At 72.8% G+C, this 14,240-nt stretch carries 12 protein-coding genes and 1 tRNA gene; 9 read left to right on the top strand and 4 right to left on the bottom strand.

Annotation, left to right across the window (positions count from 1 at the left end; all coding sequences use genetic code 11):
• Positions 1-123: 123 nt before the first annotated feature.
• Entirely contained in the window at positions 124-1,383 is a 1,260-nt protein-coding gene (locus tag OG392_RS13240; RefSeq protein ID WP_329278884.1) for an MFS transporter, read from the bottom strand.
• A 306-nt stretch (positions 1,384-1,689) separates the two neighbouring features.
• On the opposite strand from OG392_RS13240, the gene OG392_RS13235 reads away from it, so the two are divergent.
• Positions 1,690-2,778, top strand: coding sequence for a GNAT family N-acetyltransferase (locus tag OG392_RS13235; RefSeq protein ID WP_329278882.1), 1,089 nt, complete (start codon positions 1,690-1,692; stop codon positions 2,776-2,778).
• A gap of 211 nt (positions 2,779-2,989) precedes the next feature.
• Here the strand turns inward: OG392_RS13235 and OG392_RS13230 are convergent, their stop codons facing one another.
• The gene (locus OG392_RS13230; protein WP_329278880.1) at positions 2,990-3,598 is read right to left on the bottom strand and encodes an AraC family transcriptional regulator; all 609 of its coding nucleotides are present in this window, start codon (positions 3,596-3,598) and stop codon (positions 2,990-2,992) included.
• Positions 3,599-3,775: 177 nt separating this feature from the next.
• A tRNA-Arg gene (locus OG392_RS13225) sits at positions 3,776-3,848 on the bottom strand.
• A gap of 302 nt (positions 3,849-4,150) precedes the next feature.
• Between OG392_RS13225 and OG392_RS13220 the strand changes: the two genes are divergently transcribed.
• From OG392_RS13220 to OG392_RS13185, 8 genes are all read left to right on the top strand, one after another.
• The gene (locus OG392_RS13220; RefSeq protein ID WP_329287246.1) at positions 4,151-5,761 is read left to right on the top strand and encodes a dynamin family protein; all 1,611 of its coding nucleotides are present in this window, start codon (positions 4,151-4,153) and stop codon (positions 5,759-5,761) included.
• 1 nt (position 5,762) lies between these two features.
• On the top strand, positions 5,763-7,658 hold the full coding sequence (locus tag OG392_RS13215; protein ID WP_443054768.1) for a GTPase: 1,896 nt from the start codon (positions 5,763-5,765) through the stop codon (positions 7,656-7,658).
• Positions 7,659-7,842: 184 nt separating this feature from the next.
• Entirely contained in the window at positions 7,843-8,391 is a 549-nt protein-coding gene (locus tag OG392_RS13210) for a single-stranded DNA-binding protein (protein ID WP_329278878.1), read from the top strand.
• Between the two features lie 223 nt (positions 8,392-8,614).
• Positions 8,615-10,048, top strand: coding sequence for an LAETG motif-containing sortase-dependent surface protein (locus OG392_RS13205; protein ID WP_329278876.1), 1,434 nt, complete (start codon positions 8,615-8,617; stop codon positions 10,046-10,048).
• A gap of 386 nt (positions 10,049-10,434) precedes the next feature.
• Complete coding sequence (ettA, locus tag OG392_RS13200) at positions 10,435-12,099, top strand: energy-dependent translational throttle protein EttA (RefSeq protein ID WP_073913822.1); 1,665 nt, start codon at positions 10,435-10,437, stop codon at positions 12,097-12,099.
• 2 nt (positions 12,100-12,101) lie between these two features.
• Complete coding sequence (locus OG392_RS13195; protein ID WP_266965987.1) at positions 12,102-12,524, top strand: acyl-CoA thioesterase; 423 nt, start codon at positions 12,102-12,104, stop codon at positions 12,522-12,524.
• A complete protein-coding gene (locus tag OG392_RS13190; RefSeq protein ID WP_329278871.1) occupies positions 12,521-13,195 on the top strand; it encodes a hypothetical protein in 675 nt (224 codons plus the stop codon). Before OG392_RS13195 ends, OG392_RS13190 begins: the two co-directional genes overlap by 4 nt.
• Positions 13,192-13,614: a GNAT family N-acetyltransferase gene (locus OG392_RS13185; protein ID WP_329278869.1), complete on the top strand. Its 423-nt coding sequence runs from the start codon at positions 13,192-13,194 to the stop codon at positions 13,612-13,614. Before OG392_RS13190 ends, OG392_RS13185 begins: the two co-directional genes overlap by 4 nt.
• Here the strand turns inward: OG392_RS13185 and OG392_RS13180 are convergent.
• Entirely contained in the window at positions 13,520-14,212 is a 693-nt protein-coding gene (locus OG392_RS13180; RefSeq protein WP_329278867.1) for a hypothetical protein, read from the bottom strand. The genes OG392_RS13185 and OG392_RS13180 overlap by 95 nt on opposite strands.
• Positions 14,213-14,240: the final 28 nt, after the last annotated feature.

Below are 14,240 nucleotides of genomic sequence, written 5' to 3'. Positions count from 1 at the left end.
GTTCCGCGCGGGGGCACCCACGGCGGGAGGCCGGAGGAGCCGCGGGACGAGCCCGCGGGACGAGCCCGCGCGCGGGCGGAGGGCCTCCGTCGTCCGGCCCCGCTGGTCCTCGCTACTCCCCGCTCACGCCGCCGCCTCCTCGGCGACGGCCGGCTGCGGGCGGGTGCGGACGCCCCAGCGGGCCAGGGCGGGACCGGCCGCGCCGAGGGCCGCGAAGAACGCCGCCAGGAGCAGCCAGCCCGCCGTGCCGAGGCCGAGCACCACCGTGGTGAGGATCGCGGGGGCCAGCGCCTGACCCGTGCTGAATCCGAGGCCGAGGAGACCCTGGTACTGACCCTGCGCGTGCTCGGGAGCCAGCCCGAACCCCAGGGCGAAGCCCGCCGAGGACTCCCAGACCTCCCCGAGGCTGTGGACGAAGATCGCCGCGACCAGCAGGCCCACCGCCGCCCAGACCGGGGTGTACGCCGCCAGCGCCATCATCGGGCAGCTGACGAGGAAGAGCAGACCCGCGTTGCGGAACGCCCGGCCGCCGTCGTGCGGGGTCTCGATCCGCGACCCGATCCGCGTCTGCAGGAGGACGCAGAAGGCCGCGTTGACGGCGAACACCGCCGCCACCGTCCAGCGGGGCGCCTCGGTGTGCTGGGCGATCCAGATCGGCAGGAGCAGCGACACCACCGAGTACTGCAGCCCCATGGCCCCGAACAGGGCGGTGAACGTCAGGTACGGACGGTCCGAGAAGGCGAGCCAGCGGCGCGCTCGTGGCGGTGCGGGCAGCGGCGGATAGTGCGGCAGCAGGAACAGGAGCAGCGCGCACAGGGCGAAGCTCGCCGCGTTGCCGAGGATCAGGGCGACATAGGCGCCGCGGGTGTCCACCGCCACCGCCACCCCGGAACCCACCGTGCCGAAGATGACGCCCAGATTGACGAAGGTCCGCAGCTTCGCCCGGAACAGTGCCCGGCGTTCGGTCCCGACCCGGGCCACCAGGGCGCCCCAGGCGGCCCCGCCGGCCGCGGCGGCGATCTGGTCGACCGTCGCGAGGACCGTCAGTGCGGTCCAGCTCTCGACGAGCACGAGAGCCGACATCGACACCGCCTGGACCGCCAGGGCCGACACCATGATCGTGCGTGCGCCGCGCCGGTCGGCGAGATGGCCCCCCGGTATCCCCGCGAACAGGCCGATCAGACCGGCGACCGTGAGCGCGGTCCCGACCTGGACGGCGGGCAGGCCCACGATCAAGGTGAAGTAGAGCGCCGACGCAGCGTTGAAGAGACCGTTCCCGACCCGGTTGACGAAGCTGGCGGCGATCAGCACACGCTCCGGCCCGCTGTCCCCGGCCACGCGGGACAGCCGGGCTATACGGCCGTCCGGGCCACCCTTGATCATGAGCGGCAGGCTAGCAGCGCCGTCGGAGACGGAAGCGGCATCGGAACCGAGCCGGGGCCGGGCCCGTGCAGGGATCTGCGGCCCCGGGCCCGCGGCCGTCCCGGGCCTGGCCGCCGCGGTGGTCCGTGACCGCGGCCTCGTCTCCGACGAGCGGCTCGACGCGGCCCGGCGCGCCGCACTCTCCGGCGGGCACGTCGTCGAGGTCATCGCCCCTGTGCGCTCGGCGTGTTCACCGACTACCCGGCCACGGCGGCGCGTATCGAGGTCGACTGGCCGCCCGTGCGGCACACCGAGGGAGAAAACGCGATGGCCTCGACGCACACGATGACCCAGGCTGGCCCGGAGCACCCGAGCCGCTCTCCCGAACCGACCGCCGCACAGGCGGCGGAAGCCGTCCCCACCGAGAGGTCGCCCATGTTCGACGCCGTCCCCCTCACCCAGGTCTCCACCGAGGACGCCACCGCCTGGCACGCGGTCGTGTCGGCCTCGCTCGCCGCCGATCTGCCCGAAGAGCCCCTGCCCACGTTCGAGCAGACCCACGCCCGGCTCTCCGTCACCGGGCGGCACGACCGCCGCCTGCTGTGGCTGGCCACCGACTCCGACGGCGCCGTGGTCGGTGTGGCCGGCCTGCGCCTGTTCACCTCGCCCGGCCAGCGGCACCTGGCGGAACTGGAGCTGCACGTCACCCCGGACCGGCGCCGCTCGGGAGTGGGCTCGCATCTGCTGGCCACCGCCGTACGGGCGGCACGGGACGAGGAGCGTCGCAGCCTGGTGGCCGCCGCGCCCGGCGACGGACCGGCCGGCGCCTTCTGCCTCGCCCGCGGCTTCCGGCGCGTCCTGGCCCTGGACCACCTGCTGCTCGACGTCGCGGACGCCGACGTCGAGCAGGCCGGGACCGAACACCCCGGCTACACGCTGGTCGGCTGGACCGGCACGGTTCCCGACGAACTGGCGGAGGCGTTCGCCTCGGTCAAGAACGCGATGAACGACATGCCCATGGGTGACATGGACTACGGCAGCCAGAACTGGACCGCCGACCGGGTCCGCGCCATGGCCGAAGTCCTGGCCGACCGCGGTGACCTGCTGCTGACGACCGCCGTGCTCGACAAGGGGGGCGAGATGGCCGGTTACACCGAGATCGTCATCCGCTCCGGGGAGACCCGGCGCGCCCTGCAGTACGACACGGTCGTGGCGCCCGCTCACCGCGGCCACGGTCTCGGGCTGTGGGTCAAGACGGAGATGGTGCGCAGGTTGCGGGAGGAGCGGCCCGGGATCGAGGAGATCGAGACGGACAACGCTCAGGAGAACACCCACATGATCGCGGTGAACCGCCGACTGGGCTTCCGCTTCCACCGCAGCACGCACGAGTACCAGCTGGACCTGCCGACCGAGTGACGGGAGCGAGGCCCGCACACATCCGCCGGCCCATGGGGCGGCACCGCACCCCCAGCCGGCCCTTGCGGCAGCCCTGTTCAGCCGTCCGGCACGCCCGCACCTCGTGGAGCTGATGACGGGCCGACCCCCCACGCACCGGCGCCCGCTCCACCCCGGAGCGGGCGCCGGTGCGTGGGGCCGAGCAGCCGCCGTACGCGTCGAGTCGGTGACGTCAGCGCAGGGCGGCCACGCCCGCGCGGACCGTACGGATCACGTGGTCGACGGTCTGCCGCTGCTCGCCCACGGGGGCCACGTACGCGAAGGCGTCGCGAGCGGCGTCCTCGCCGAGGGTCTTCATGATCACCCAGGCGGCGAGGTACTGCGAGGCCAGGCATCCTCCGGCCGTGGCGACGCCGCCCTCGGCGTGGAAGGGCGCGTCCAGGACGGTGACGTCGCACGCCTCGACCCATGGCCGGGTCGTCAGATCGGTGCACGCGGGCATCGTCCCGAGGAGCCCGAGCCGGGCGAGGACCAGCGCGCCGGAGCACTGCGAACCGATGAGCTGCCGGGAGGGGTCCAGCGGAAGCGCGGCGAGCAGACGGTCGTCGGCGACCACGTCACGCGTCTTGACCCCACTGCCGATGAGCACGACATCGGCCTCCCGGACGAACTCCATCGGGCGCTGCCCGGACACCTCGACACCGTTCATGGACGTGACGACCGGCGTCGGGGTGGTGATCCACGCCTCCAGGCCGGATCGTCGGCACCGGTTGATGATGCCGGAGGCGATGAAGCTGTCGAGCTCGTTGAACCCGTCGAAGGTGACCACGGCGACCTGCATGAACGACTCCCCTTGCCGGCTGGCGGGCATTCAGTCTGCCCGCCGCCCCGGACCGGGGACACGGCCAATGGCCGCAACGTGGCCTCCTGCGGCTCGGACCCACCCCTCCCGGTCCACGCACGGGATCCCCACACGGGCCGACGAAAAGACCCTCCCGAAGGAGGGTCTTCATCTGTGCGCCCCCGGCAGGACTCGAACCTGCGGCCAAGTGCTTAGAAGGCACCTGCTCTATCCACTGAGCTACGGGGGCCGGGTGGTGGCCGTGTGGCCAGGAGCCCCTTGTGGGTGGGGTGTGGCCTGCCGGGACAAGGATAGGGCTCCGATCGCCTTGGCCCGGTTGCTTCACCTGCGTGGCACGATGTGGAGGTTCGGTGAAGCGGAACGATAATCGCAGGCAGGTGCGATTCGCGCAGCGCTTTTTCCACCGCTCGGGGCGGGTGTTGTGCACTCGTTATGCCCGAGGTTCCGGTCGCCGCCCCTCTCTTCGGCGCGCAGAGCCGCAATAGGCTTCAAAAACACTCATAAATTGGGCATTCTTCGCATGTGGTGACCTTGGACGAACGGCCTCAGCTGATCGACGCACTCTCCGCCCTGCGCGACCGTGTCGCCGCCGTGCGCCTTCCTCTCCCCCTCCCCGACACACCACGCGCCCGGCAGACCCGGGCCGAGCTGCTCGCTCAGCTCGACGACTATCTGGTGCCCCGGCTCAAAGATCCCGACGCCCCGCTGCTCGCCGTCGTCGGCGGGTCCACCGGGGCGGGCAAGTCCACCCTCGTCAACTCCCTTGTCGGGCGGCGCGTCAGCGAGTCCGGTGTGCTCCGGCCCACCACCCGCACCCCCGTGCTCGTCTGCCACCCCGAGGACCACCACTGGTTCGCCGGGATGCGGGTCCTCCCGCAGCTCACCCGCGTCTGGCTGCCCCAGGCCGACGACGACCACGCCGACGACGCCCCGCCCCCCGAGGAGAACGCGCTCCGCGTCGAGACCGCCGCCTCCATGCCCCGCGGCCTCGCCCTTCTCGACGCGCCCGACATCGACTCCCTCGTCGTCGAGAACCGTCTCCTCGCCGCCGAGTTGATCTGCGCCGCCGACATCTGGGTGATGGTCACCACCGCCTCGCGATACGCCGACGCCGTTCCCTGGCACCTCCTCCGTACCGCCAAGGAGTACGACGCCACCCTCGTCACCGTCCTCGACCGCGTCCCCCACCAGGTCATCGGCGAGGTCTCCCGCCAGTACGAGGCCCTCCTCGACAAGGCCGGCCTCGGCGACGTGCCCCGCTTCACCATCCCCGAACTCCCCGAGTCCGCCGACGGCGGCAGCGGCCTCCTCCCCGACTCCGCCGTCGCCGCCCTCCGCGGCTGGCTCGCCCACCGCGCCGAGGACCCCGCCGCCCGCCAGCAGGCCGCCGAACGGACCGCCACCGGGGTCATCGACTCCCTCGACGCCCGGCTCCCCGAACTGGCCGCCGCCGTCGCCGCCCAGTACGCCGCCTCCGTCCGCCTCGGCGGCGCCGTCGAAGCCGCCTACGGCGAACAGGCCAAGCGGGTACGCGAACAGCTCGGCCGCGGCGCCGTCCTCGCCGGCGACGCCCGCACCCGCTGGCGCGCCTACCCCCGCGACAGCACCGCCGACGAACTCCTCGACTCCCTCGCCGAGTCCCTCGCCGCCCTCCTCCACTGCGCCGTCTCCGCCGCCGAGGAACGCGTCCGCGACGCCTGGCGCCGCGAACCCGCCGCCGACGCCCTCGGCCCCGCCCGGGCCGGCGGCGACCGCGACACGGCCGAGCGGATCGGCGTGGAGGTACGGCGCTGGCGCCGCGTCCTGGAGGAGATCGTCGAGGAGGAGGTGCGCACCGTCGAGCGCCCCTCCGCCCCCCGCACGGCCGCTCCCGAGGCCGACACCGTGGCCGCCCTCCTCGCCTCGTCCCTCCTCGGCGGCCGCCGCACCCGGGCCGCGGGCGACCGCCTCGCCGAACTCCTCGGTGCCCAGGCCGCCCTGCGTCTGCGCGACAAGGGCGGCGAACTCGTCCTCTCGTACGTCGACCGTGTCCTGCACGCCGAACGCGACCGGCGCCTCGCGCCCCTCGAAGCGCTCGACGTGACCCCCGAGCCGCAGGCGGAGCTGATCGCCGCGCTCTCCGTACTGCAGAAGGAGAAGTGACGTGGTGGACGACGACGAGTCGCGCGCCGGTGGACGTGCCGACGGGGAGAGAGGTGCCGAGGCCCGGGGCGGTGCGCCTGCCGGTGCCGGGGGAGACGGTGGTGACCGCGACCGCGAGCGGTCGGGGCGCTGGGACGACGGGCTGATCGCGCGCCGCGCCGCCGAACGGGCCGCCGTCGCCGACGCGCCTCCCCGCGTGGACGACCCGCAGGAGCCCGACACCCTGCCGCCGCTCGGCGGGAGTTACGGCGGGCCGCTCCGTGCCCGTCTCGACGCCCTCCACGAACTCGTCGGACTCTCCCGTACCCGGGTCGAGAGCGAGGCCCTCGCCGAGGCCGGCCGGGTGCTCGACGAGGCGGCCGCCCGGCAGCGGCTCTCCTCCCGGCACACCGTGATCGCGATCGCCGGCGCCACCGGAAGCGGCAAGTCCACGCTCTTCAACGCCCTCGCGGGCGTTCCCGTCTCCGAGACCGGACTCCGCCGCCCCACCACCTCCGCGCCCATCGCGCTCTCCTGGTCCGAGGGTGCCGCCGGGCTGCTCGACCGGCTCGCCGTCCCCGGCCGGCTGCGCCGCAGACCGCTCGCGGGCGGCGCCGCCGACACCGGGCTCCAGGGGCTCGTCCTCATCGACCTCCCCGACCACGACTCGGCGGTCACCGCCCACCGCGACCAGGTCGACCGGGTCCTCGGTCTCGTCGACGCCGTCATCTGGGTGGTCGATCCGGAGAAGTACGCCGACGCGGCCCTCCACGAGCGCTACCTCCGGCCGCTCGCCGGGCACGCGGAGGTCACCTTCGTCGTCCTCAACCAGATCGACCGGCTCGGCACGGAGGCCGCCGACCTCGTCCTCGACGACCTCCGACGCCTCCTCGACGAGGACGGCGTCGCGCTCGGTGAGCACGGCGAACCCGGCGCCACCGTCCTCTCCGTCTCCGCCCTGACCGGCGAGGGCGTGCCCGAACTACGGGAGATGATCGCCGGATTCGTCCAGGAGCGTACGGCTCCGGAGCGCCGGCTCGCCGCCGATGTCGACGCCGCCGCGGCCCGGCTCCGCCCCGCCTACCTCGGCGACGGACGGTCCGGGCTCGACGAGCGCGCCCGCGAGGCCTTCACCGACCGGCTCGCCGTCGCCGTCGGCGCCCAGGCCGCGGGCGAGGCCGCCGAACGGGTCTGGCGCCGCGGCGCCATCCGGGCCTGCGGCACCCCCTGGCTGCGCCTCTACCGCTGGTACGAGCGGATCCGCGAGCACGGCTCCACCGACCCGCACCTCGCCCCCCCGGTCGAGGACGAGCTGACGGCGCGCCAACGGGTGGAGCAGGCCGTACGGGTCGTCGCCGACGAGGCCTCGCGCGGGCTCCCGGCGTCCTGGGCACAGGCCGTGCGCGAGGCGGCGGCGCGCGGCGCGGACGGGCTGCCCGAGGCCCTGGACGAGCTCACGGTCACCATCGGCGACGCGGCGGCCCGGCCGCCCCGGCCCGCCTGGTGGCCCGCGGCCGTGCTCGCCCAGGCCGTGATGACGCTCCTGCAGATCTTCGGCGCCCTCTGGCTGGTGGGGCAGATCGTCGGCGTCGTCGAGCCGGGGCTGCTCCCGCCCGTCCTCGTCATGCTCGGCGGCATCATCGGCGGACCGCTCGTCGAATGGGCCTGCGAGGGAGCCGTCAAGGGCCCCGCGCTCCGGTACGGGCAGGAGGCCGAACGCCGTCTGCGCGAGGCGGCGGCGGCCTGCGGCCGGGCCCGGGTGCTCGACCCGGTGGCGGCGGAGCTGATGCGCTACCGCGAGGTGCGCGAGCAGTACGCGACGGTGGTGGGCACGCGCCCGTCGGCACGGATCGTCGGCGGAGGCCGCGGCGGAGCGGGGCGGCTGGGTGCGACGCGGACGGGGGTGCGGGGGAGGTAGCGGCGCCCTCGTCACGCGGGTTCCTTCCCCTCCTGAGGGCCTCCGGTAGCCCCCTTTCGGGTGGGGGAGTTGTCCACATTCCCGCCCCTGTCCACAGCCCCCGGCGGCTTCTTCTCCGCGGCCCCACGATGGTGTCCGACCGGTGAAGAGACAGCAGCGTGAACGCAGGGTGGGGGAACGGACCATGAACGACACGACCGTGACGCTCGTCGGCAACGTGGCGACGGCGGTGGAGTACCGGGACACGGCGACGGGCGGGGTCGCCAGGTTCCGCTTCGCGGTGACGGCGCGCCGCTGGGACCGTGAGAAGGGGCTCTGGTCCGACGGGCCCACCAGCTTCTACACGGTGTCGGCCTGGCGTTCCCTCGGAGCCAATCTGGCGGCGTCGGTGTCCGTCGGGGAACCGCTCGTGGTGCACGGTCGGCTGAGGGTGCGTGAGGATGAGCGGGACGGACAGCGCAAGACCTTCGTGGACGTGGCGGCGCTGGCGGTGGGGCACGACCTGAGCCGGGGGACGGCGGCCTTCCGGCGGGCGGTACGGCCGCTCAGGGCCGAGGCGGAGTCGGGGTCTTGGCCAGGGGCCGGGCCGGGAACCGAGCCGCGGACGGAACCGCAGGTGGGGGCCGTGGAGAGGGCGCCGGTGCTCGGTCCGGCGCCGGACCGGGACCCGTGGGCGGTGGCGGCGGAGGAGGCCGCGGCGGAGTCGGCGACGCGGTTGGTGACCGTGCCCTGACCATGCGTCGTGGCGATTTGTCGACCAACTCGCCCTGCGTGATAACGATTCCGATTCGGAATGGTTATCTGACCGTATGGCCGGGCACCGGGGGGTTCCGCATCCCTAGGATTCCCGGGTACTCATGTGGCACGTGAGCCCATCGGGTCTGTGATCTGCTGGCGTGCGCTCCCCCCACGCGAATCAACATGTTCGTGGAGCGACTCGCCCGGAGGGGAAAGCAATGTATTCAGTTCGTGGACGAGGCGCTGCCCGTCTCGCCGCAGCCACCCTCGTCTCCGGCCTTGTCATGGCCGGTGCGATAGCGACGGCCGGTCCGGCGCTGGCGGAAGACGGTGCCCCGGGCACCGGCGGCGTGACGGCGAAGCTCGGCGGCATGACCGACCGGGACGACGTCGTGATCGCCGAGAAGAACGGCGAGAAGTGGGACGTCAAGGGCGGCCTCTTCAAGATGCAGGTCGAGGGCGGGGGCACTCTCCAGACCTACTGCATCGACCTCCGGACGCCGGCCAAGCACGACTTCGACTACAAGGAAGTCGGCTGGGACGAGTCCTCCCTGCACAACAACGGGAACGCCGGAAAGATTCTCTGGATCCTCGAGAACGGCTACCCGAAGCACTCCGCCGAGGAGCTCGGCAAGAAGCTCGACGTCGACCTGTCGAAGAACGAGGCCGCGGCGGCCACCCAGGCCGCCATCTGGACCCTGTCCGACGGCGTGACGGCGACGCCGAAGAGCGCCGACGCCCGCAAGCTCACCGAGCAGCTCCTGAAGGACGCGGTCAAGCTCGAGGAGCCGAAGGCCTCCCTCTCGCTCTCCCCGTCCTCGGTCGCGGGCAAGGCCGGTGAGCGGCTCGGCCCGATCACCGTCTCCACCAACGCCCAGATCGCCAAGCTGACGACCGCTCCGGGCACCCCGGACGGCGTCAAGATCGTGGACAAGGACGGCAAGCCCGTCACCGAGGCGAAGAACGGCGACGAGGTCTTCTTCGACGTTCCCGCCGGCACCGCCGACGGCACCGCCTCTCTGTCCGCCGAGGCCTCCACCAAGGTCTCCCTGGGCCGCGCGTTCGTCTCCATCGACGGCCCGTCCCAGACCCTGATCCTGGCCGGCTCCAGCGAGTCGACCGTCACCGCCCAGGCCTCGGCCACGTGGGCGAAGAAGGGTGCCGTCCCGGCCGTCACGGTCGCCAAGGACTGCGCCAAGGGCGGCCTCGAGGTCATCGCGTCCAACGAGGGTGACGAGGCCTGGACCTTCGACCTGAAGGGCACCTCGTACACCGTCGCCCCCGGTGAGAAGAAGACCATCCCGGTCCCGCTCGCCGAGGACGAGGCGTACAAGTTCACCATCACCGGCCCGAACGGCTTCGAGGAGACCTTCGAGGGCGTCCTGGACTGCAAGACGGCCACCCCCGGCCCGAAGCCTTCCGAGACCCCCACCACGGAGCCCTCGACCGAGCCCTCCCCGTCGACCACCGCTCCCTCGACCGGTGACACCACGGGCGGCACCACCGGCTCCACCACGACCGGTGGCGGCGACCTCGCCGAGACCGGCAGCTCCAACGCCACCCCGATGATCGCGGGCATCGCCGCCGCGCTCGTCGTGATCGGCGGCGGCGCGGTGTTCTTCCTCCGCAAGAAGAAGACCGCCGGCGCCTGATCCAGGCCCCCGGTGCCGGCCCCGCCTGCACCGGGACGCCACTCGATCCCGTGGACTGATCCGCCTCACCGCGTGATCACCCCGTGATCACCGCACGACCCCGGACGCTGGTGCGTCCGGGGTCGTCGTACGTCCGGGGCCGGCACCCGCGCCCCGCCCCCCGTGACCCGGCGACCGTGGCCGGGCGGGGCCGCCATCGGGACCCGCGCGGCGGCCGGTGGCGGCGCAGAGAGGGACGAGGGCGACCAACGGTGACAGACCGGATACCAGGGTGATCCGGAAAGCCGCACGTCAGCGGGGGACCCGGCTACTGGTTCGCCCCGAGGGGTGGCGGTCAGGCAAGATGGGGTGTATCTGCCCACTCACTCCTTGCCGGACGGTTTCTCTTGGCTGAGTACATCTACACGATGCGCAAGACGCGCAAGGCGCACGGCGACAAGGTCATCCTCGATGACGTGACGCTGAGCTTCCTGCCGGGTGCGAAGATCGGTGTGGTCGGCCCGAACGGTGCCGGTAAGTCCACCGTTCTCAAGATCATGGCTGGCCTCGAGCAGCCGTCCAACGGTGACGCGTTCCTGACGCCCGGCTTCACCGTCGGCATCCTCATGCAGGAGCCGAAGCTCGACGAGTCGAAGACCGTCCTGGAGAACGTGCAGGACGGCGCCGCCGAGCAGATGGGCAAGCTCAAGCGCTTCAACGAGGTGGCCGAGCTCATGGCCACCGACTACAGCGACGCCCTGATGGAAGAGATGGGCAAGCTCCAGGAGGACCTGGACCACTCCAACGCCTGGGACCTCGACGCCCAGCTGGAGCAGGCCATGGACGCCCTGGGCTGCCCGCCCGGCGACTGGCCGGTCGTCAACCTCTCCGGTGGCGAGAAGCGCCGCGTCGCACTCTGCAAGCTGCTCATCGAGGCCCCGGACCTGCTCCTCCTCGACGAGCCCACCAACCACCTCGACGCCGAGTCGGTGAACTGGCTGGAGCAGCACCTCTCGAAGTACTCCGGCGCCGTCGTCGCGGTCACCCACGACCGCTACTTCCTGAACAACGTCGCCGAGTGGATCCTGGAGCTCGACCGCGGTCGCGCGATCCCCTACGAGGGCAACTACTCCACCTACCTCGACAAGAAGGCCACCCGCCTCAAGGTCGAGGGCAAGAAGGACGAGAAGCGCGCCAAGCGCCTCAAGGAAGAGCTGGAGTGGGTGCGGTCCAACGCCAAGGGGCGTCAGACCAAGTCCAAGGCCCGTCTCGCCCGCTACGAGGAGATGGCGGCCGAGGCCGACAAGATGCGGAAGCTGGACTTCGACGAGATCCAGATCCCGCCGGGCCCGCGTCTGGGCTCCATCGTCGTCGAGGTCGAGAACCTCTCCAAGGCCTTCGGCGACAAGGTCCTCATCGACGACCTGTCCTTCACGCTCCCGCGTAACGGCATCGTCGGCGTCATCGGCCCGAACGGCGCCGGCAAGACCACGCTCTTCAAGATGCTCCAGGGTCTGGAGACCCCGGACTCCGGCTCGGTCAAGATCGGCGAGACCGTCAAGATCTCGTACGTCGACCAGACCCGCGCCAACATCGACCCGAAGAAGACGCTGTGGGCCGTCGTCTCCGACGAGCTCGACTACATCAACGTCGGCAACGTCGAGATGCCCTCCCGCGCCTACGTCTCCGCGTTCGGCTTCAAGGGCCCGGACCAGCAGAAGCCGGCCGGTGTGCTCTCCGGTGGCGAGCGCAACCGTCTGAACCTCGCGCTCACCCTCAAGCAGGGCGGCAACCTGCTGCTCCTCGACGAGCCCACCAACGACCTCGACGTCGAGACCCTGTCGTCGCTGGAGAACGCGCTCCTGGAGTTCCCCGGCGCCGCGGTCGTGATCTCCCACGACCGGTGGTTCCTGGACCGGGTGGCCACCCACATCCTCGCCTACGAGGGCGAGTCCAAGTGGTACTGGTTCGAGGGCAACTTCGAGTCGTACGAGAAGAACAAGATCGAGCGTCTCGGCCCGGACGCGGCCCGCCCGCACCGCGCCACGTACAAGAAGCTGACCCGAGGCTGAGCGTGCGCCACATCTACAGCTGTCCCCTGCGCTGGTCGGACATGGACGCCTTCGGGCACGTCAACAACGTCGTCTTCCTGCGGTACCTGGAAGAGGCGCGGATCGACTTCATGTTCCGGCTCGCGCCGGGGGACGGTTCCCCTTCGTTCTCCGGCGGGTCCGTCGTGGCCCGGCACGAGATCGACTACGTGCGGCCGCTGGTCCACCGGCACCAGCCGGTGACCATCGAGTCCTGGGTGACGAAGATAGGCGCGGCGTCGCTGACGATCGCGTACGAGATCAAGGACCCCGAGGTCACGTACGTACGGGCGTCCACGGTCGTCGTGCCCTTCGACCTGGAGGCGCAACGGCCGCGCAGGATCTCCGCCGAGGAGCGCGCGTTCCTCCAGGAGTACGTCGACGACGGGATGACGTCCGCAGCATGACCGTGCTCGCGCCGCTGCACTTCGACGACGCCAGGGAGGCGGCGGCCCTCGCCGCCTTCCTGACCCGGCTCGTCCACTACGACCGGGCCGCCGCCGTCCGCCTCCAGGCGGGCGGCGGGGCGCTGGCCGTCTTCGGCCGGCCGCCGTCCTTCGAGGTGCTCGCGATCCGTACGGCCCGGCTGGTCGACGCCGTCGACCTCGACGTCACCGTCTCCGCCGGTGAACTCCTCGAAGGCATCGAGGAGTCGGCGGGCAAGGCGGTCGTCCCGGAGTCCGTCACCGGCCCCCCGTGGGCCGGCGTCCTCCCGCCCCGCGCCGGCTGGCGGCCGGTCGCCGGGCTGCCCGGCGCCGCCGAGATGCGCGGCGCGGTCGCCGCGGCCGTCGCCGAATTCCGGTCGCGGGACGAGGAGTTGCCCGAGGAACTGCGCACCAGGGCCGAGCGCGACCGGATCGGCCGCGACATCTGGTCCCGGACCCTCGGTGCCACCGGACTCCCGCTGCGGGCCGTGCACGCCGCGCTGTCGCTCGGCTTTCTGCCGCCCGCGGACACCGAGGCCCCGGTCGCCCTCTTCGCCTCCGGCCCCTGGCTGCGGCTCCGCACCCCGTACGGCTCGATCGCGCTCCGTACGGCGCCCATGTCGCTGACCGTCACCCCCGGCGGCCCCGCGTGACGGACCTCGTCGTCGAGGTCGACGCGGCGCTCACGGGCGACGAGCTCAACACCCTCTTCCGGGCCTCCTGGCCCGGGCACCGGGACACCGACTTCGGTCCCGTCCTGGCCCGCAGCCTCCTCCGCGTGACCGCCCGCCGGGCCGGGAGGCTCGTCGGGTACGTGAACGTCGTCGGCGACGGCGGCGTGCACGCCTTCCTCCTCGACACCACCGTCCACCCCGACGAGCGCCGCCAGGGGCTCGGCGTCACCCTCGTGCGGGCCGCCGCCGAGGCCGCCCGGCAGCGCGGCGCGCACTGGCTGCACGTGGACTTCGAGCCCCATCTCACCGGTTTCCACGAGCGGTGCGGCTTCCGGCCGACGGCGGCCGGCCTGATGGACCTGAGCGAGCCTCCCGCTCCCGCCGGCCCGCGCGGCTGAACCTGCGCGCCCCCGCCGTCGCGGCCGCGAGCAGCAGTACGGCGAAGACCGCCTGGCCCCAGGGCGGGGACGAGCCCTCCACCGCCGGTGCCACCCGTCGCCGCGGATCGTGGGCGACACGCACCGCGCCGCCGTCCGGGGCGACCCGGCGGTTCTCCGCCAGGGCCGACGGATAGCCGCCCGGGCAGCGCAGGGTGTGGCGGTACACGGTCCGCTCGCCGCCGCCCTCGCCGACCGACACGTGCTTCTCCTCGCGGACCTTGACCACGACACAGTCCGCGACCGCCCCGCGCGAGGCCCACTGGTCGGCGGTGGCCACCGTGAGCAGCAGTGCGCCGACCAGTGCCAGCGCGCCCCAGAGGCCCATCACTCCGTCGACGAGCAGGTAGTAGGCCACGGCCGAGGCGAGGACCGCCGCCCCGCCGACCGTGACGGCGACCGTGGTGGAAGGTGCCGAGGCGCTTCCGAAGGACCAGGCCGACCAGGCGTAGACGGCCACCGCGCAGAGGAGGGGCAGGAGCGTGGCCGCCCAGGTCCCCAGGCCGGCCGCACTTCCCGCGCCCACCGAGCCGCCTGCGCCGCCCGCCGGCCGGCCCATGCCCGCCGAGCCTCCCCGGCGGCCCGCC

The sequence above is a fragment of the Streptomyces sp. NBC_00691 genome (assembly GCF_036226665.1).
GTDB lineage: Bacteria > Actinomycetota > Actinomycetes > Streptomycetales > Streptomycetaceae > Streptomyces.
Note: the sequence above shows the minus strand (reverse complement) of the source record. Positions and strands in the feature narration are given on the sequence as shown.

Excerpts from the sequence above, each read along its gene's own strand:
- OG392_RS13190 (WP_329278871.1), top strand. The coding sequence starts at position 12,521 with ATGACCGTGCTCGCGCCGCTGCACTTCGACGACGCCAGGGAGGCGGCG.
- OG392_RS13180 (WP_329278867.1), bottom strand. The coding sequence starts at position 14,212 with ATGGGCCGGCCGGCGGGCGGCGCAGGCGGCTCGGTGGGCGCGGGAAGT.
- OG392_RS13240 (WP_329278884.1), bottom strand. The coding sequence starts at position 1,383 with ATGATCAAGGGTGGCCCGGACGGCCGTATAGCCCGGCTGTCCCGCGTG.
- OG392_RS13230 (WP_329278880.1), bottom strand. The coding sequence starts at position 3,598 with ATGCAGGTCGCCGTGGTCACCTTCGACGGGTTCAACGAGCTCGACAGC.
- OG392_RS13235 (WP_329278882.1), top strand. The coding sequence starts at position 1,690 with ATGGCCTCGACGCACACGATGACCCAGGCTGGCCCGGAGCACCCGAGC.
- OG392_RS13210 (WP_329278878.1), top strand. The coding sequence starts at position 7,843 with ATGAACGACACGACCGTGACGCTCGTCGGCAACGTGGCGACGGCGGTG.
- OG392_RS13205 (WP_329278876.1), top strand. The coding sequence starts at position 8,615 with ATGTATTCAGTTCGTGGACGAGGCGCTGCCCGTCTCGCCGCAGCCACC.